We start from the raw sequence: 16657 nt of genomic DNA, 5'->3' as shown, positions 1-16657 counted from the left end.
ATGAGTGTTCGCCACAATCTGCATGCAAGCTGTGTGGCCCTTGATGCGCAGCACGCTGTGCTGATTATGGGCGCGTCCGGCAGCGGGAAATCGACGCTCGCACTGCGGCTTATGGCCTTCGGGGCACATCTTGTCGCGGATGACAGAACCGACCTCCGATGCGAATCTGGACAGATACTGGCATCGGCGCCGTTGGCGATCCGCGGGCGCATAGAGGCGCGCGGCGTCGGGGTTCTATCTGCGGATGCGTTGAGTGATGCAATTCTCTCTCTGGTTGTGGACCTTGACCGGATCGAGACAGAAAGGCTTCCGCCGCAGCGCAATATCTCTCTCTACGGGGTCTCTCTGCCTCTTGTGCTGCAGGCGCAACATAGTCATCTTGATGCAGCGATCTGGCAATTTCTGAAAGCCGGGAGAGTGGCGTGACCGAAGCGGCCCATTGTGGAACAGACGAGCGAAGCCAGCGTGTTGTGCTGGTCACCGGCCCTTCGGGAGCGGGGCGCTCGACTGCGATTGCGGCGCTTGAGGATCTTGGTTACGAGACCATCGACAATCTTCCGCTTTCGATGGTGCCGCGTGTGCTGGACGGGCCGGTGCTCCAGCCGATTGCGTTGGGAATCGATGTCCGGAACCGCGAGTTCAGTGCAACCCGTCTGATCGAGCTGATCGACCGCCTGACGCGCGAACCCGAGATCCAGCTCGAAGTGCTTTACATGGATGCGGACGCAGCCGTTCTGCAGCGCCGTTACTCCGAGACGCGCCGCCGTCATCCGCTGTCGCCCGATGATGCGCCCGAAGAAGGCATCCTGCGCGAGATTGATCTGTTGGTGCCGATCCGTGTGCGGGCGGATATCCTGATCGACAGTTCCACGATGACGGTCCATGATGCCCGCGCCGAGATCAATCGCCTGTTCGATCAGCGCAAGACGGCAGGATTGGCGGTCTCGGTGCATAGTTTCAGCTATAAGCGTGGGGTGCCGCGCGGGCTTGATGTGATGTTCGATTGCCGCTTTCTGGCCAATCCGCATTGGCAACCGGAATTGCGGCCCAAGGACGGGCGTGACCCGTCTGTGGCCGCACATGTGGCCGCAGATCCACGCTATCGTGACTTCTTCGACAAGGTGATGGGGCTTCTTCTTTTCACTTTGCCTGCCCATGTTGAGGAAGGGAAAACACATTTGGCCGTAGGCTTTGGATGTACAGGGGGCAAACACCGCTCGGTTGCCCTGACGGAAGCTGTCTCTGGTGCTCTTGCAGAGGCGGGGTGGCACGTGTCTAAACGCCACAGAGAATTGGAACGGCGGGGGGTAGAGCTGCCCGCATCTGGAACGGGAAACGGCGCTTGATCGGGATCGTGATTGTCGCTCATGGTGGATTGGCCCGCGAGTATCTCGCGGCGGTGGAGCATGTCGTGGGGCCGCAGATGGGCATCCGCGCCATCACGATCGAGGATGGCCATGACCGCGCAGAAAAGCAGATCGAGATTCGGGCTGCGGCGGATTCTGTGGATAGCGGCGACGGAGTTGTCGTGGTGACCGATATGTTCGGCGCGTCCCCGTCCAATCTGAGCCTGAAAGCCTGCGAGAATTGCGAGCGCGAGATCATTTATGGTGCCAATTTGCCACTATTGATCAAGCTTGCGAAGTCCAGAAGCCTTGGTGTGCATGCCGCTGTCGAAGCGGCTCTTGATGCAGGGCGTAAATATATCAATAGTTACTCTGCCTATGGGAGCAGGGAAGGAATGCATGGCGCATCAGGAGCTTAAGATCATAAACGAGAAGGGGCTGCATGCGCGTGCCTCTGCCAAATTCGTTGAGGTCGTTGAAAGGTTCGACGCCCGTGCCGAGGTCTCGAAAGACGGGATGAGTGTTTCGGGGGATTCTATCATGGGGCTGTTGATGCTGGCTGCTTCACGTGGAACGTCCATCGAAGTTCAGACAAGCGGACCGGAAGCCGACGCGCTGATGCAGGCGCTTTCCGCCCTTGTGGGCGACTATTTCGGCGAGGGGTTCTAGCCCGCGCGTCGCGCAGTGCAAACCAAGAGGTCTGTCATGAACCAGATGCCGCAATCTGAGTTGAAAGGGGCCGGGGTGACGGGGCAGTCTTCTGTCTTGCAGCGCGACAGGACTGCCGAAGACATCCGGACGGACGAAGGGTTCCAGACGGTTCAGAAGCCCTATGACAAGCGCCGCCTGTCCTATGCGGGCACCTTCAGCAATCCGTTCAAACGTTTGGTGATCCGGCTTGTCGAGTGGGCCACAGCCAAGGTGCAGATCCTGCGTGTCATACGGCAGTTCGAAGCGCGCGGTATCCCTGCGGGGCAAGCCTTCTGGGCGCAGGCGTTGGAGATCATGGGGATTACGGTGACGACGCCCGCCGAGGAGATCGCGCGTATTCCGGCCACGGGGCCCTTGGTGATCGTGGCCAATCATCCGCATGGTCTGGTGGACGGGATGGTGCTGGCCGAGGTGATCGGGCGGGTGCGCGGGGATTACAAGATCCTGACACGCAATTTGCTGACCGGTCTTCCCGAGATCGCGCAATTCATGATCCCCGTGCCCTTCGCCCATGAACCGAATGCGCGCGAGGAGGGGTTGAAGATGCGGGCCGACGCCATGCTCCATCTCAAGCGTGGCGGCTGTATCGTGTTGTTTCCGGCAGGGTCTGTGGCGGCCTCCGACAGTTTCTTCGGCCCGGTGGTCGAGAAAGAGTGGAACCCCTTTACCGCGAAAATGGTGGCGCGTTCGAAAGCGCAGGTGCTGCCGGTCCGCTTCCCGACGCATAATTCGCGGCTTTACCAGATTGCCAATCAGCTTTCCGCGACGTTGCGTCAGTCTTTGCTGCTTTACGAGATCCGCGCGGCGTTTCACAAGCCGCAGCGCCCTATTATCGGGCATGTCAAACAGCCCGACGAGATGGCAGAGGCGCTTGGCAATCCGCGTCAATGGCTTGCGGATATGCGCGAGGAGACGCTGTCCCTGCGCGGGTAAAGGAAAGCCCGGCATGACCCGGGCTTCGTGTCAGCGTGTCGGGACCGGCGTTTCGCCGCGATAATCATAAAAACCGCGACCCGATTTGCGGCCCAGCCATCCGGCTTCGACATATTTCGTCAGCAGCGGGCAGGGGCGGTATTTGGTATCGGCCAGCCCGTCATGCAGCACGTTCATGATGGCGAGGCAGGTGTCGAGACCGATGAAATCCGCCAGCTCCAGCGGCCCCATCGGATGTGCCGCGCCCAGTTTCATCGACTGGTCGATCGAGATCACATTCCCCACGCCCTCGTAAAGCGCATAGACCGCCTCATTGATCATCGGGATCAGGATGCGGTTCACGATGAAGGCCGGGAAATCTTCGGCGCTTGCATGGGTTTTGCCAAGCTTCTCAACAACTTCCTTCAGCGCGCTGAAGGTGACATCATCGGTGGCGATGCCGCGGATCAGCTCGACAAGCTGCATCACCGGCACAGGGTTCATGAAATGGACCCCCATGAATTTCTCGGGCCGGTCGGTGCGCGAGGCGAGGCGCGTGATCGAGATCGACGAGGTGTTCGAAGCCAGAATCGTATGCGGCGCGAGATGCGGTAGCAGATCTTCGAAAATGGCGGATTTGACCGATTCGCGTTCGGTTGCGGCCTCGATGATCAGATCCATCGGCCCCAGATCGGTCAGGGTGAGCGTTGTCGAAATCTTGGACAGAGCCGCGTCGCGTTCTTCGGCCGTGATTTTTTCACGTGAAACCTGCCGGTCCAGATTCTTGCGAATCGTCGCAAGGCCCTTATCCAGCCCGTCTTGTGAAATATCGTTCAGCAGAACCTCAAACCCGGCAAGCGCGAAGACATGGGCTATCCCGTTGCCCATCTGCCCTGCACCTACGATGCCAACTGTCTGAATCGTCATGGCGATCCCCCTCTCATTTCTGCAACTGCACAGTAGGGTGCCAAAGGCTTTCGCCGCAAGGGGAAAGCTTATGGTCAATCCGGTGTGCCAAATTTTCACCTTAGTGGTTTGGTAAGGGGTTTGTAGCAGACTGCTCTCGGGTGATTAGAGACTGAGGTGGGAGATGGCCTTCGAATATCCGGGCGATGGAGCCCTTGATTACTTCCCGTGCAGATACGGAAAGTCCAAGTTGTTGTTTCGTGGGCCGCGGCGTCGGCTTGACGTTCCGTTCGTATCCGCGATTGGCGGGTCTGAAACCTATGGTAAGTTCGTAGAGACGTCTTGGCCGGAACTGGTCGAACAGAAGATCGGTATGCAGGTCGTGAATTTCGGCTACCTCAATGCTGGTATCGACGTATTTCTACACGAGCCGCAGATGACCGAAATTCTGCAAAAATCGCATGTCAGCGTGATCCAGCTGATGGGCGCGCAGAATATGTCGAACCGGTTCTACGCCGTGCATCCGCGCCGGAATGACCGTTTCTTGCGCGCTTCAAATCTGATGCGCGCGGTCTTCAACGATGTGGATTTCACCGAATTCAACTTTACGCGCCATATGCTGACAGCCCTGCAACGCCGCGCACCCGATCGGTTCGACTCGCTGGCGCAGGAACTGCAGATGGCGTGGGTCTCGCGGATGAACAAGCTGCTGGACCGCATTCCGGGACGCAAGGTACTGCTATCGCTGCATGATTACGGCGATCCGGCACAGAATGATCCGTTGGGGCCAGAGCCGTTGATGGTGACGAAAGATATGCTGGATCAGGTGCGTGCCCGCGCCGATGTCGTGGTCGAGATAGAGCCGTCGATGCAGGCGCGCCGCTCGGGGACCGAGGGGATGCATTTCGCCGCGATGGAAGAGCCCGCAGCTCTGACCATGCCGGGACCGCAGGTGCATGACGAAATCGCCGAGGCGCTTGCCCCGGTTCTGGCAAAGATGATCTGATGCAAAAAGGGGGGCGTAAGGCCCCCCTTTCTAGCTTTCGCTGATCTAGTGGGTCAGATTTTCGAGGTGAGTTCCGGAACAGCCGTGAAGAGATCCGCCACCAGACCGTAATCGGCCACTTGGAAGATCGGTGCTTCTTCGTCCTTGTTGATCGCGACGATCACCTTCGAATCCTTCATCCCCGCCAAGTGCTGGATCGCACCCGAAATGCCGCAGGCGATATAAAGATCGGGGGCAACGACCTTGCCGGTCTGACCCACTTGCCAATCATTCGGCGCAAATCCCGAGTCGACGGCGGCGCGCGATGCACCAACTGCCGCGCCCAGCTTGTCGGCCAATGCGGAGATAATCGCGAAATCCTCTTCCGACCCAACGCCGCGGCCACCCGAGACCACGATTTTGGCAGAGGTCAGTTCGGGACGGTCGCTTTCGGCAACGCGGTCCTCGACCCAAGCGGACAGGGCTTTGTCGCCCGTTGCCGCACCGGCTTCGATAGCAGCTCCTCCGCCTGCCGGAGCCGCTTCGAAAGATGCGGTGCGCACGGTCAGAACTTTGGTCGCATCCTTCGACTTCACGGTCTGGATGGCGTTTCCGGCATAGACGGGGCGTTCGAACGTATCGGCATCGATAATGGCCGTCACATCCGAGAGCACCATCACGTCCAGCAGGGCGGCCACGCGCGGCAGTACGTTTTTGGCCGAGGCTGTCGAGGGCGCAACGATATGGCTGAACCCGCCCGCCATCGCGACGATCAGATCGGCCAGCGGTTCGGCGAGACCGTGGGCATAGGCCGCATCATCGACATTCACGACCTTGCTGACACCCGACAGTCCGGCCACGGTGGAGGCATCCACACCTTCACCCGCGACCAGAACGGTCACGTCGCCCAAGGCCACAGCCGCCGAAAGCGCCTTTGCGGTGGCGTCCAGCGCGACCTCTTTGCCTGCGATTTCTGCAATCAGAAGAACAGCCATTACAGAGCCCCCGCTTCTTTGAGTTTCGTCACCAGCTCGTCGACCGACCCGACCTTCACGCCTGCGGCGCGGCCTGCGGGCTCGGCAGTTTTGACGATTTCGAGACGCGGCGCGACATCGACGCCGTAATCGGCCGCGGTTTTCGCTTCCAGCGGCTTTTTCTTTGCCTTCATGATGTTGGGCAGCGACGCATAGCGCGGCTCGTTCAGGCGCAGGTCGGCGGTAATGATCGCGGGAAGCTTGACCTTGATGGTCTGCAAGCCGCCATCGACCTCGCGCGTCACCTGTGCCTCGTCGCCGGTGATTTCCACCGAGGACGCGAAGGTGGCCTGCGACCAGCCCAGCAGGGCCGAAAGCATCTGGCCCGTAGCATTCATATCATTATCAATGGCTTGTTTGCCAGCAATCACCAGGCCGGGGGCCTCTTCGGCCACCACTTTGGCCAGAATTTTGGCGACAGCGAGCGGCTCGATATCGGTGTGAACATCCTCGGCGGCCTCAACAAGGATCGCACGATCCGCGCCCATGGCGAGTGCGGTGCGCAGCGTGTCCTGCGCCTGCTTGACGCCGATCGACACCACGACGATCTCCGTCGCCGCACCCTTTTCCTTCAGGCGGATCGCCTCTTCCACGGCGATTTCGTCGAATGGGTTCATCGACATTTTGACATTCGCCAGATCGACACCGCTCCCATCCGCTTTCACACGGACTTTCACGTTATAATCGATCACGCGCTTGACGGGTACGAGGACCTTCATATGCGTGGTGCTCCCTTAGTTTTCTGGCCCTTACGGGGCTTAAATTGGAGTTCGGGGTTATTGTTACAACGCGGCGCTGCAGAGAAACAGGGGAAAACCGACCCACCTTAGTCTCGCTGCGGCATGGAGTCGCGTCTGCTATACGGAATGTTCCTGCTACCGGTTCGCGCCGGGAACCCAGAGGATATCGCTGCGCCCTTGGTCATTGGCCATCCGCGCCGCGGCAAAGAGCCAATCCGATAGACGATTGAGATATTTGACAGAATGTGGGTTGACCTGTTCCACCTCCATCAGGGCCACGGCTTCGCGTTCCGCGCGGCGGGCCACGGTGCGGGCATGGTGGAGATGTGCCGCGCAGGCCGTGCCGCCGGGGAGGATGAAGCTGCGCAGGGGCTCCAGCACGGCGGTCATTGCGTCAATTTCGGTCTCCAGCCGGTCGGTCTGGCTTTGGAGGATACGCAAAACCTCGTAGCCCGCTTGCTCATCGCGCTCCGGATCGGGCCGCGCCAGATCGGCACCGAGGTCGAACAGGTCGTTCTGGATGCGCGCAATCTGGTCCTGCAGATCGCCTTGGGCATGGAGCCGCGCCAGCCCGAGCACGGCGTTCAGCTCATCGACCGTGCCATAGCTGTTCACGCGCGCAGAGGATTTCGCGACGCGTTGCCCGTCGACCAGCGCGGTTTGTCCGCCATCGCCGGTGCGGGTGTAAATCTTGTTCAAGACGACCATCTGGTTCCTCTTTCCGAACAGGGTGTTACGTCGGGCGCATCTTAGGGCGTCAACCTTTGCTTGCAAGCCAATCAAGGGCACGCACCGGCAAAAATCGGCGGGCAATGGCCATAATATGGGTCGGAACCGTGATCGCATAGCGTGCGCGTGGATGCTGCGCGGTAAGCGCGGTCAGGATTTTCCGTGTCACGGCAGAGGCCGGAAGCTCGAATCTATCGGGGCCCTGTTTGGGTTCATAAAGGCGTTTGAGCAGGCTCGCTTCGTATTGTGCGCGGCGCGGCGAGGCGCGCCAGTCGATCCAGCGTTCGAAATGCGGGATCGAATTGGCGCGGATGCGGGAGGTAATGGGGCCGGGTTCGATCAGCACGAACTTGATGCCGGTGTCCTTCATTTCCTGCCGCATCACATCGGTCAGCCCCTCAAGGGCGAATTTTGTTGACACATAGGCCGCCCGCCAGCGCACGCCCACTAGGCCAAGCACCGAGGAACATTGCAGAATACGCCCCTCGCCATTCTCGCCCTGCTGGCGCATCACCTTGATCGCGCGGCAGGTCAGATCATGCAGGCCGAAGAGGTTGGTCTCGAAGATCTCGCGCAGTGCGCCTGCGGGCAGGTCTTCGGCGGCACCGGGGCAGGCGAAGGCCGCATTGTTGTAAAGCGCATCCAGCCGCCCGCCGGTCAGCTCCAGGGCCTGTGCGAAACCGCGTGCGATAGAGGTGGGGTCGGCCATGTCGAGTTGCACGCATTGCAGCCCCTCGGCACGCAGCCTGTCGCAGTCTTCGGGTTTGCGGGCACTGGCGATCACGGTCCAGCCTGCCGCTTTCAGCCCATGCGCCGCATCATAGCCGATGCCGGAAGAGCAGCCTGTGATCAGGATCGTTTTGGCCATGCCGGTTCTCCTTGAAATGACGGAAACTGCGTAGGCACTCCTGCACAGGGGCGCAAGAAAAAGCCGCAGCCTGTGGGACTGCGGCCTTGTGCCTGCTGTCTGGAACGGCGGATTAATTGGCGGGCGAGAGGAAGCGTTTGGACACCCATCCCTCGATGCCATCGCCTTCGATGCGGATTTTTGCCCAGCCGCCGTTCTGGGCAATCATCTGGACTTCCTCGCCGCGTGTGACCCCGTCGACGCGCTGATACGAGGCCGCAGGCCCCGACCGCACATTGAGCGCGCCAGCCGTCACCCGCCAGACCTGCATATCGGCCGAAGTCTCCTGACCAAAGGTGCTGGCTGCCTCGGCGTGGAGGTCGCGATACTCGGGCGAGCTGCGCAGGGCAGGGCCGGGCATCGGTTTCGGAAAGGCGCGGGTAATGGCGGCGGATTTCGGCGTATGTACCGGCGCGGCGGCGTCTTGCGGGACCGTGGCTGCCGCCGCAGGGGTGACAAGCGCGGCATTCACTGTTTCATCGGTCAACACGGCGGCTTGGATCAGCCCGCTTGCAGCCTGCGCGCCTGTGGCCGGTGCCTGTGCGATCTGTGCCGGTTTATCCTCGCGGCCCGCAATCACCATGACTAAAAAAAGAGCGACTAACGTATTGAACGTCAATTTCAACATTTAACAATTCCCCCTGTCCGCGGGTCTGGCAGAACCCACGGATGATAACATGCCCGTGATTGCGCTTTCGGGGCTAACGCGTCAAGGCCGTTCGGGTTCCGCAGCAGTTTGAAATTGCGGCTGGACCGAAAGCCGCTGCCGCTTTAGAGATTTGGCCCATGAGCGAGCATGATGATGAGATTCCTTCGGCGCTGTCCTCCGAGCCGTTAAGCCGTGCAATCGGCGACCGGTATCTGACCTATGCGCTATCCACGATCATGCACCGGGCGCTGCCCGATGCACGAGACGGGCTGAAACCCGTGCATCGCCGCATTCTTTATGCGATGCGCGAATTGAAACTGTCCTCGACGGGGGGCTTCCGGAAGTCGGCCAAGATTTCCGGTGACGTGATGGGCAACTATCACCCTCACGGCGATGCGGCGATCTATGATGCGATGGCGCGTCTGGCGCAGGATTTCGCCATGCGCTATCCGCTGGTCGACGGTCAGGGCAACTTCGGCAATATCGACGGCGATAACCCCGCCGCCTCGCGCTATACCGAGGCGCGGATGGCCAAGCCCTCGGAAAGCCTGTTGGAAGGGCTGGCCGAGAACGCCGTTGATTTCCGCCCCAATTATGACGGCACGCTGGAAGAGCCGGTGGTTCTGCCCGCCGCCTTCCCGAACCTGCTGGCCAATGGGGCTTCGGGGATTGCCGTGGGGATGGCGACCAATATCCCGCCGCATAACCTTGACGAGCTGGTCGAGGCCTGTCTGGCGATGATTGCCAAGCCCGCGATCGAGGATGACGCGCTGATCGACTTTATCCCGGGCCCGGATTTCCCGACCGGCGGCGTGATCGTCGAGCCGCGCGAGAATATCCTGACCGCCTATCGCACGGGGCGCGGCGCGTTCCGTCTGCGGGCGAAATGGGAGATCGAGGACCTTGGTCGCGGCCAATGGCAGGTGATTGTCACCGAGATCCCCTATCAGGTGCAGAAATCCAAGCTGATCGAGCGTCTGGCCGAGGTCATCCAGACCAAGAAGGTGCCAGCGCTGGCCGATGTGCGCGATGAATCCGCCGAGGATGTGCGCATTGTGCTCGAGCCCAAGACCAAGACGGTCGCGCCCGAGATGCTGATGGGGATGCTGTTCAAGAATTCGGATCTCGAGGTCCGGTTCTCGATGAATATGAACGTGCTGATCGACGGGCGGGTGCCCAAGGTCTGCTCGCTCAAGGAGGTACTGCGGGCGTTTCTGGATCACCGCCGCGATGTGCTATGCCGTCGTTCGCAGCATCGTCTCGACAAGATCGCCCACCGCCTTGAGGTTCTGAACGGCTATATCATCGCCTATCTCAACCTTGACCGCGTGATCGAGATCATCCGCACCGAGGATGAGGCCAAGCCCGCCCTTATGCGCGAGAATTGGGCCGTGACCGATGGCGCGCCTGTCTTCCTGACGGAAGTGCAGGCCGAGGCGATCCTGAATATGCGCCTGCGGTCCTTGCGCCGCCTCGAAGAGATGGAGCTGCGGCAGGAACGCGATAACCTTCTGGCCGAACGGGCAGGTCTTGAAGAGCTTCTGGGCTCGGAGAAGCTGCAGTGGAAGGCCATCGGCACCGAGCTGAAGGATATGCGCAAGCAATTCGGCAAGGGGACTGCGATTGGTGCCCGCCGCACCAGCTTTGCCGATGCGGGCGAGGTCGAGGAGGTACCGATCGAAGCGATGATCGAGCGCGAGCCGATCACCGTGATCCTGTCGCAGATGGGCTGGATCCGCGCGATGCGGGGCCATAATGCGCTTGATGCCGAAGTGAAGTTCAAGGATGGCGATGGCCCGCGCTTTGCGCTGCATGCCGAGACGACCGACCGCATTGTGATGCTGGGCGCGAATGGTCGTGCCTATACCGTGCTGGGGGCCAATCTGCCCGGCGGGCGGGGTATGGGCGAGCCGGTCCGTCTGATGGCCGATATCCCGAACGAGGTGGAGATCACCCATGTTCTGGTGCCGAAAGAGGGCGAGAAATATCTGCTGGCCTCGACGGCGGGGGACGGGTTCATCTGTCCGGCAGAAGAGCTGATCGCCCAGACCAAGAGCGGCAAGCAGGTGCTGAATGTGAAAGCCCCTGACCAGACCGCGGCCTGTGTGCCGGTGTCTGGGGATATGGTGGCCGTGGTGGGCGAGAACCGCAAGGTGCTTGTCTTCCCGCTGGGCGAGCTGCCTGAAATGGCGAAGGGCAAGGGCGTGCGCCTACAGAAATACAAGGATGGCGGCCTGTCCGACATACGCACGTTCACAGCCGCCGAGGGCCTGAGCTGGAAGGATCCGGCAGGGCGCACCCGTACCGAGACAGATCTTTCGGAATGGGAAGCCAAGCGGGCGACGGCCGGGCGTATGGCCCCGCGCGGGTTCCCGCGCGACAATAAGTTCAACTGATCGGGGAGGAGGCGTCACGGTGCCCCTTTACCGCATGAGCCATAAAAAAGGCGGCCTTTCGGGCCGCCTTTTCGTTGATGTCGGGTGGATCAGGCGGCCACGGCCAGAGGGGCAACGCCCAGCTCGGTATGGACCTTTTCGATGACGGCCTCGGGCAGACCGAGCGCATTTGCGAATTCTTCGAGGTAAGCGGTGTCTTTCGCACAGTCAGGGTCTGCGGCCATTACCGACACGGCATAGGCCTGCGGCTCCAGACCCGACGGGATCTTCGAGGTCAGGCGCTCAATATCGATAGGGGCCTCCAGCACGTGTTTGACAAAGGCGCGTTCTTCGCCATGCATGCCGTCAAGCTTGGACAGAAGTCTTTCACGCTCGGTCTGGTCGATGACCTCATCGGCCTTGGCGGATTGCAGCAGTGCTTTCACCAGAACAGCGGCCGCGACATTCTGCGCGGGGGAGGGCTTTTTCCACGGTTCTGCACCGCTGGCGAAAGCCGAGTTCAGCTCTTCACCGAAGGACCGTTCCGAGGTGACGCGCTGCGCCGGTGTCTTGCCCAGACATTCACTGCTGGTCGCATCGGAGAGCTGTTCCAGCAGTTTGCCAAGCCCGCCACGCGCGCCGCACATATTGCGCGACAGTTGCGAGATCGCATCGCTCATTCCGCCACTGCCGGCAGAGCTGGAGCGATGGCGCACCAGCGAGGCGCTGCGGCCCAGACGTTCCAGCATGGCGCCCATGCTGTTGCCGCTGAACTGGCCAAGGTGATTCACTTTGCCGCCCAGCAGATTGGCAATGCGCTCTTCGCCGGTGCCGTCAACGTCACCATTCAAGAGACCACCAGAGCCACCAATCTCACCCCTGCCCGCACGGGCAAGATTGGAGCCGCCTTTTGCTTGGGACATTCCCAAGGCAACTTTGGCGAGTGTTCCGACGAATGACATGATGGCCTCCTGCAGTATCAGATATGACGAGTGTATGACGTAGCTTACGAAAAGTCAGGGGGAGGGGTTCCTCTCCTGTGGGACTGTGACTTGCGGGCTACGCAAGAATTCGCCACTCGAGCGTATGAAATGAACAATTTGCACAAATATCATGCCGGATTTCACATTTTGTGCAATCTTCCTGACGCAGGGTTCGGCCCTGCCGTGCGCTTTTGTCGCGCTTGGCCGATGATGGCGGACCCCGTTGGGAAGACGGCGCGGGAAGCTTCTGTATGCTCCGGCAGGAAAACTATGGCTGAAAGCCGCGCGAATGCACTTATCCCGCTTGATTTTTCTGCTGTGGGGAAATATCTAGCCCGCGATATTGTCACGGGCCTTCAGCCGGCCCCCCAAACCAGAGGCGTCCCGCGAGATGGCAAAGGAAAAGTTTGAACGTAACAAACCGCACGTCAACATCGGCACCATCGGCCACGTTGACCACGGTAAAACCACGCTGACCGCTGCAATCACCAAATATTTCGGTGACTTCAAAGCCTACGACCAGATCGACGGCGCACCGGAAGAAAAAGCACGCGGCATCACCATCTCGACCGCACACGTCGAGTACGAGTCGGAAACCCGCCACTACGCGCACGTCGACTGCCCCGGCCACGCTGACTATGTGAAAAACATGATCACCGGTGCGGCACAGATGGACGGCGCGATCCTGGTTGTGAACGCAGCTGACGGCCCGATGCCGCAGACCCGCGAGCACATCCTGCTGGGCCGTCAGGTTGGCATCCCGTACATGGTCGTTTACCTGAACAAGGTTGACCAGGTGGATGACGAAGAGCTGCTGGAACTGGTGGAAATGGAAGTTCGTGAACTTCTGTCGTCCTACGACTTCCCCGGCGACGATATTCCGATCATCAAGGGTTCGGCTCTGGCCGCTCTGGAAGGTCGCGATCCGGAAATCGGCGAGAACTCGATCCGTGAGCTGATCGCAGCTGTCGACGAATACATCCCGACCCCGGCACGTGCTGTTGACCAGCCCTTCCTGATGCCGATCGAAGACGTGTTCTCGATCTCGGGCCGTGGTACCGTTGTGACCGGTCGTGTCGAGCGCGGCGTGATCAACGTTGGCGACGAACTGGAAATCGTTGGTATCCGCGACACCAAGAAAACGACCTGCACCGGTGTGGAAATGTTCCGCAAGCTGCTGGATCGTGGTGAAGCAGGCGACAACATCGGCGCCCTGCTGCGCGGTATCGACCGTGAAGGCGTCGAGCGTGGTCAGGTTCTGTGTAAGCCGGGTTCGGTCAAGCCGCACACCAAGTTCGAAGCAGAAGCCTATATCCTCACCAAAGAGGAAGGTGGCCGTCACACGCCGTTCTTCGCGAACTACCGTCCGCAGTTCTACTTCCGCACCACGGACGTCACCGGGACCGTTACGCTGCCGGAAGGCACCGAGATGGTTATGCCGGGCGACAACCTGAAGTTCGAAGTCGAACTGATCGCACCGATCGCAATGGAAGACGGTCTGCGCTTCGCAATCCGCGAAGGCGGTCGTACCGTTGGCGCAGGCGTTGTGTCGAAAATCCTCGCATAATCCTTCGGGAGAATGCGCGATACGGAAGGGCGGCCTTTGGGCCGCCCTTTTGCTTTGCGCCCCTTGTGGTCTGGCGGGGGAGGGGCGCTGCCCCTCTTGGGGCCGGGGCGGCCCCAATTCACCCCGGGATATTTCAAGCAGCTGGAAAGGGTTGACCTGTGGCGGGGAAGAAAATGACACCGAGGAGCGATTCCTTGAAAATGTCTCTTGATTTCCCTCTTGGGGGTCTGTATCTCCCGCTCACGGCCTAGGGGTATAGCTCAGTTGGTAGAGCATCGGTCTCCAAAACCGAGGGTCGCGGGTTCGAGTCCCTCTGCCCCTGCCAGTCCTTTCCTTCGATGAAGTGCTCATGTTGGCGGGCTGGTGACGGTCGGCGCTACAGGAGTGTAGCGGCGCGTGAATGTAGCCAGCCTGTTTCGGGCGACTAGAGGAAGATGGCATAATGGCAAATCCCCTTCGGTTCTTGCAGCAGGTGCGTTCGGAAACCGGCAAGATTTCTTGGCCGTCGCGTCGCGAGGTGGTGCTGACCTCGGTTATGGTTCTCGTCTTGACGGCGCTGACGGCGTTGTTCTTCTCGGGGGTCGATTTCGTAATTCGACTGGGAGTCGGCCAGCTGATCGGCTGATCTTCCAATAGGGTGGAGCGGGCTTGAAAAAGCCCTGCGACGTCTGTATGGGAGCATGACTCTCCGGAAAAGGGCGTGCATCGATTCGGATCGTGCGCGCTCGTTTTGTTTCGGTGTCGGGGTCGGGCCGCAGGGCAACGGCGCGACAAAATGGGAATTCGCGGCGTCTTGGGCGTCGAATGAGGAAAAGGCAGGCTCGAGCATGGCGAAGCGTTGGTATTCGGTGATGGTTCTCTCGAATTTCGAGAAGAAGGTTGCCGAGCAGATCCGGCAGTCCGTTGCCGAGAAGGGCCTTGAGGACGAGATCGAGGAAGTTCTCGTTCCGACCGAAGAAGTGATCGAAGTGCGCCGTGGCAAGAAAGTCACCTCGGAGCGCCGCTTCATGCCGGGCTATGTGCTGGTGCGGATGGATATGACCGATCAGGGCTATCACCTGATCAACTCGACCAACCGCGTGACGGGCTTCCTTGGCCATCAGGGCAAGCCGATGCCGATGTCGGATGCGGAAGTGAACCGCATGCTGAACCGCGGTGGGAGTGCTTCGGCCGAGAAGGCCGAGCCGCGCAGCCTGATCACCTTCGAGGTGGGCGAGAATGTGAATGTGACCGACGGGCCCTTCGAAGGCTTCTCGGGTATGGTCGAGGAAGTTGACGACGTTGCGAGCCGCCTGAAAGTGACGGTATCGATCTTCGGTCGTCCGACCCCGGTCGAGTTGGAATTCACTCAGGTGCAGAAAATCGCCTGAGCGAGTGTGGGAGGTGTCGGGAATGAGCCCGCGCCGTGACCACTAAACTTGCCCTTCGGGGCAGAGTGATGAAGGAGCAGCCAAATGGCTAAGAAAGTGGTTGGGCAGCTGAAGCTGCAAATCGCAGCGGGTTCCGCGAACCCGTCCCCGCCCGTCGGTCCCGCACTGGGTCAACGCGGCATCAACATCATGGAATTCTGCAAGGCGTTCAACGCCAAGACGCAGGAGATGGACAAGCAGGCGAAGATCCCGACGGTCATCACCTACTATGCCGACAAGTCGTTCACTTTCGAAGTGAAGCAACCGACCGCGTCGTTCTTCATCAAGCAAGCTGCTGGCCTGAAGCCGGTTGGCAAGCGTAACCGCCCGAAGGGGTCGGTTGCACCGGGTCGTGAAGTTGCAGGCACCATCACCGCAGCCCAAGTCCGTCAGATCGCGGAAGCGAAAATGTCGGACCTGAACGCCAACGACATCGAAGGCGCGATGAACATCATCCTCGGCTCCGCGAAGTCGATCGGTATCGAGGTGAAAGGCTAAGTCATGGCAAAGCTCGGTAAACGCACCAAAGCCGCACGCGAAGCATTCGCAGGCAAAGAACTGATCACCGTCGAGGACGCAGTTGCACTGGTGAAAACCAATGCAAAAGCAAAATTCGACGAGACGCTCGAAATCGCAATGAACCTTGGCGTTGATCCGCGTTACGCAGACCAGATGGTCCGTGGCGTTGTGACCCTGCCGAACGGCACCGGTAAAACGGTTCGTGTTGCTGTTTTCGCACGTGGCCCGAAAGCTGACGAAGCCAAGGCTGCAGGCGCGGACATCGTTGGCGCAGAAGACCTGATGGAAACCATCCAGTCGGGCAAGATCGAATTCGATCGCTGCATCGCGACCCCGGACATGATGCCGATCGTCGGCCGTCTGGGTAAGATCCTCGGCCCGCGCAACCTGATGCCGAACCCCAAAGTCGGCACCGTGACCATGGACGTGAAAGCGGCCGTGGAAGCTGCCAAAGGTGGTGAAGTCCAGTTCAAAGTCGAAAAAGCCGGTGTGATCCACGGCGGCATCGGCAAAGTGTCCTTCTCGGAAGAGCAGCTGGCACAGAACGTTCGCGCGTTCGTGGAAGCTGTTGCAAAAGCCAAACCGGCTGGTGCAAAAGGCAACTACCTGAAAAAGGTCTCGATCTCCTCGACCATGGGTCCGGGCGTGTCGATCGACCTGACTTCGGCAACCGGCAACTAAGCACGGTCCGGAAAGATAGGGGAGGGGCGGTCTTCGGGCCGCCCTTTCTTTTTATATGTTGAGCGAAAATTAAAGCTTCACAAGTGTTGCGTGACGGTGTAGGAACGCAGCCTGTTGCACCTCTGGCCTGATGGTCATGGTGGAACGATTCGTCCGAGACGGTGGGTGGGGTGCAAGCCTTATAAATCCTGCCTGAGACGGGAA

Annotated in this window: 19 protein-coding genes and 1 tRNA gene; 13 read left to right on the top strand and 7 right to left on the bottom strand. The window is 60.1% G+C overall.

Features of this window, described 5'->3' with window-relative positions:
• From RPE78_RS03545 to RPE78_RS03525, 5 genes are read left to right on the top strand one after another with little or no spacing between them, the layout of a single operon-like run.
• Window positions 1-426 carry an HPr kinase/phosphorylase gene (locus RPE78_RS03545; RefSeq protein WP_406721243.1) on the top strand — a complete coding sequence of 142 codons (426 nt, stop codon included), beginning with the start codon at window positions 1-3 and terminating at the stop codon, window positions 424-426.
• A complete protein-coding gene (gene rapZ / locus RPE78_RS03540) occupies window positions 423-1346 on the top strand; it encodes an RNase adapter RapZ (protein WP_339108120.1) in 924 nt (307 codons plus the stop codon). Before RPE78_RS03545 ends, rapZ begins: the two co-directional genes overlap by 4 nt.
• The gene (locus tag RPE78_RS03535; protein WP_339108119.1) at window positions 1343-1765 is read left to right on the top strand and encodes a PTS fructose transporter subunit IIA; all 423 of its coding nucleotides are present in this window, start codon (window positions 1343-1345) and stop codon (window positions 1763-1765) included. The genes rapZ and RPE78_RS03535 overlap by 4 nt, the downstream gene beginning before the upstream one ends.
• The gene (locus RPE78_RS03530) at window positions 1746-2015 is read left to right on the top strand and encodes an HPr family phosphocarrier protein (RefSeq protein WP_339108118.1); all 270 of its coding nucleotides are present in this window, start codon (window positions 1746-1748) and stop codon (window positions 2013-2015) included. The genes RPE78_RS03535 and RPE78_RS03530 overlap by 20 nt, the downstream gene beginning before the upstream one ends.
• A gap of 45 nt (window positions 2016-2060) precedes the next feature.
• Window positions 2061-2990, top strand: a complete 930-nt coding sequence (locus tag RPE78_RS03525; RefSeq protein ID WP_406721613.1) for a lysophospholipid acyltransferase family protein — start codon at window positions 2061-2063, stop codon at window positions 2988-2990.
• 30 nt (window positions 2991-3020) lie between these two features.
• Here the strand turns inward: RPE78_RS03525 and RPE78_RS03520 are convergent, their stop codons facing one another.
• Window positions 3021-3896 (bottom strand): 3-hydroxybutyryl-CoA dehydrogenase, encoded by an 876-nt coding sequence (locus RPE78_RS03520; protein ID WP_406721242.1) that lies wholly within the window; start codon window positions 3894-3896, stop codon window positions 3021-3023.
• Between the two features lie 163 nt (window positions 3897-4059).
• Here RPE78_RS03520 and RPE78_RS03515 point away from each other — a divergent pair, with 163 nt between their 5' ends.
• Window positions 4060-4881 carry a DUF6473 family protein gene (locus RPE78_RS03515; protein WP_406721241.1) on the top strand — a complete coding sequence of 274 codons (822 nt, stop codon included), beginning with the start codon at window positions 4060-4062 and terminating at the stop codon, window positions 4879-4881.
• Between the two features lie 53 nt (window positions 4882-4934).
• On the opposite strand, the gene RPE78_RS03510 is transcribed toward RPE78_RS03515, so the two are convergent.
• From RPE78_RS03510 to RPE78_RS03490, 5 genes are all read right to left on the bottom strand, one after another.
• On the bottom strand, window positions 4935-5855 hold the full coding sequence (locus RPE78_RS03510; RefSeq protein WP_406721240.1) for an electron transfer flavoprotein subunit alpha/FixB family protein: 921 nt from the start codon (window positions 5853-5855) through the stop codon (window positions 4935-4937).
• Entirely contained in the window at window positions 5855-6613 is a 759-nt protein-coding gene (locus tag RPE78_RS03505; protein WP_339108113.1) for an electron transfer flavoprotein subunit beta/FixA family protein, read from the bottom strand. Before RPE78_RS03505 ends, RPE78_RS03510 begins: the two co-directional genes overlap by 1 nt.
• Before the next feature lie 156 nt (window positions 6614-6769).
• Window positions 6770-7342: a cob(I)yrinic acid a,c-diamide adenosyltransferase gene (locus tag RPE78_RS03500; protein ID WP_406721239.1), complete on the bottom strand. Its 573-nt coding sequence runs from the start codon at window positions 7340-7342 to the stop codon at window positions 6770-6772.
• Window positions 7343-7391: 49 nt separating this feature from the next.
• Complete coding sequence (locus tag RPE78_RS03495; RefSeq protein WP_339108110.1) at window positions 7392-8231, bottom strand: SDR family NAD(P)-dependent oxidoreductase; 840 nt, start codon at window positions 8229-8231, stop codon at window positions 7392-7394.
• A gap of 112 nt (window positions 8232-8343) precedes the next feature.
• Window positions 8344-8898, bottom strand: coding sequence for an SH3 domain-containing protein (locus RPE78_RS03490; protein WP_406721238.1), 555 nt, complete (start codon window positions 8896-8898; stop codon window positions 8344-8346).
• Window positions 8899-9056: 158 nt separating this feature from the next.
• Between RPE78_RS03490 and parC the strand changes: the two genes are divergently transcribed.
• Complete coding sequence (parC, locus tag RPE78_RS03485; RefSeq protein ID WP_406721237.1) at window positions 9057-11315, top strand: DNA topoisomerase IV subunit A; 2259 nt, start codon at window positions 9057-9059, stop codon at window positions 11313-11315.
• Window positions 11316-11404: 89 nt separating this feature from the next.
• Here parC and RPE78_RS03480 read toward each other — a convergent pair whose 3' ends face one another.
• Window positions 11405-12256: a DUF533 domain-containing protein gene (locus RPE78_RS03480; protein WP_406721236.1), complete on the bottom strand. Its 852-nt coding sequence runs from the start codon at window positions 12254-12256 to the stop codon at window positions 11405-11407.
• Between the two features lie 412 nt (window positions 12257-12668).
• Between RPE78_RS03480 and tuf the strand changes: the two genes are divergently transcribed.
• The 6 genes from tuf (at window position 12669) to rplA (ending at window position 16453) form a co-directional block, all read left to right on the top strand.
• The gene (gene tuf / locus RPE78_RS03475; protein WP_339108092.1) at window positions 12669-13844 is read left to right on the top strand and encodes an elongation factor Tu; all 1176 of its coding nucleotides are present in this window, start codon (window positions 12669-12671) and stop codon (window positions 13842-13844) included.
• Window positions 13845-14093: 249 nt separating this feature from the next.
• Window positions 14094-14169: transfer RNA gene (locus RPE78_RS03470), tRNA-Trp, on the top strand.
• 117 nt (window positions 14170-14286) lie between these two features.
• Window positions 14287-14469, top strand: a complete 183-nt coding sequence (secE, locus tag RPE78_RS03465; RefSeq protein WP_339108106.1) for a preprotein translocase subunit SecE — start codon at window positions 14287-14289, stop codon at window positions 14467-14469.
• A 202-nt stretch (window positions 14470-14671) separates the two neighbouring features.
• Window positions 14672-15214 (top strand): transcription termination/antitermination protein NusG, encoded by a 543-nt coding sequence (nusG, locus tag RPE78_RS03460; protein WP_339108105.1) that lies wholly within the window; start codon window positions 14672-14674, stop codon window positions 15212-15214.
• A gap of 84 nt (window positions 15215-15298) precedes the next feature.
• Window positions 15299-15751 carry a 50S ribosomal protein L11 gene (gene rplK / locus RPE78_RS03455; RefSeq protein ID WP_339108104.1) on the top strand — a complete coding sequence of 151 codons (453 nt, stop codon included), beginning with the start codon at window positions 15299-15301 and terminating at the stop codon, window positions 15749-15751.
• A gap of 3 nt (window positions 15752-15754) precedes the next feature.
• Window positions 15755-16453 (top strand): 50S ribosomal protein L1, encoded by a 699-nt coding sequence (rplA, locus tag RPE78_RS03450; RefSeq protein WP_339108103.1) that lies wholly within the window; start codon window positions 15755-15757, stop codon window positions 16451-16453.
• Window positions 16454-16657: the final 204 nt, after the last annotated feature.

The sequence above is a fragment of the Thioclava litoralis genome (assembly GCF_045278885.1).
Lineage (GTDB): Bacteria > Pseudomonadota > Alphaproteobacteria > Rhodobacterales > Rhodobacteraceae > Thioclava > Thioclava litoralis.
The sequence above is the reverse complement of the archived record's forward strand: the minus strand, read 5'-3'. Positions and strand labels throughout refer to the sequence as shown.

What these genes read in the sequence shown, in the direction of transcription:
- RPE78_RS03545 (WP_406721243.1), top strand. Translation starts at nt 1, where the DNA reads ATGAGTGTTCGCCACAATCTGCATGCAAGCTGTGTGGCCCTTGATGCG.
- RPE78_RS03510 (WP_406721240.1), bottom strand. Translation starts at nt 5,855, where the DNA reads ATGGCTGTTCTTCTGATTGCAGAAATCGCAGGCAAAGAGGTCGCGCTG.
- RPE78_RS03480 (WP_406721236.1), bottom strand. Translation starts at nt 12,256, where the DNA reads ATGTCATTCGTCGGAACACTCGCCAAAGTTGCCTTGGGAATGTCCCAA.
- RPE78_RS03515 (WP_406721241.1), top strand. Translation starts at nt 4,060, where the DNA reads ATGGCCTTCGAATATCCGGGCGATGGAGCCCTTGATTACTTCCCGTGC.
- RPE78_RS03490 (WP_406721238.1), bottom strand. Translation starts at nt 8,898, where the DNA reads ATGTTGAAATTGACGTTCAATACGTTAGTCGCTCTTTTTTTAGTCATG.
- rplK (WP_339108104.1), top strand. Translation starts at nt 15,299, where the DNA reads ATGGCTAAGAAAGTGGTTGGGCAGCTGAAGCTGCAAATCGCAGCGGGT.
- RPE78_RS03495 (WP_339108110.1), bottom strand. Translation starts at nt 8,231, where the DNA reads ATGGCCAAAACGATCCTGATCACAGGCTGCTCTTCCGGCATCGGCTAT.
- RPE78_RS03520 (WP_406721242.1), bottom strand. Translation starts at nt 3,896, where the DNA reads ATGACGATTCAGACAGTTGGCATCGTAGGTGCAGGGCAGATGGGCAAC.
- parC (WP_406721237.1), top strand. Translation starts at nt 9,057, where the DNA reads ATGAGCGAGCATGATGATGAGATTCCTTCGGCGCTGTCCTCCGAGCCG.
- secE (WP_339108106.1), top strand. Translation starts at nt 14,287, where the DNA reads ATGGCAAATCCCCTTCGGTTCTTGCAGCAGGTGCGTTCGGAAACCGGC.
- rplA (WP_339108103.1), top strand. Translation starts at nt 15,755, where the DNA reads ATGGCAAAGCTCGGTAAACGCACCAAAGCCGCACGCGAAGCATTCGCA.
- RPE78_RS03505 (WP_339108113.1), bottom strand. Translation starts at nt 6,613, where the DNA reads ATGAAGGTCCTCGTACCCGTCAAGCGCGTGATCGATTATAACGTGAAA.
- RPE78_RS03525 (WP_406721613.1), top strand. Translation starts at nt 2,061, where the DNA reads ATGCCGCAATCTGAGTTGAAAGGGGCCGGGGTGACGGGGCAGTCTTCT.
- RPE78_RS03530 (WP_339108118.1), top strand. Translation starts at nt 1,746, where the DNA reads ATGGCGCATCAGGAGCTTAAGATCATAAACGAGAAGGGGCTGCATGCG.
- tuf (WP_339108092.1), top strand. Translation starts at nt 12,669, where the DNA reads ATGGCAAAGGAAAAGTTTGAACGTAACAAACCGCACGTCAACATCGGC.
- RPE78_RS03500 (WP_406721239.1), bottom strand. Translation starts at nt 7,342, where the DNA reads ATGGTCGTCTTGAACAAGATTTACACCCGCACCGGCGATGGCGGACAA.
- nusG (WP_339108105.1), top strand. Translation starts at nt 14,672, where the DNA reads ATGGCGAAGCGTTGGTATTCGGTGATGGTTCTCTCGAATTTCGAGAAG.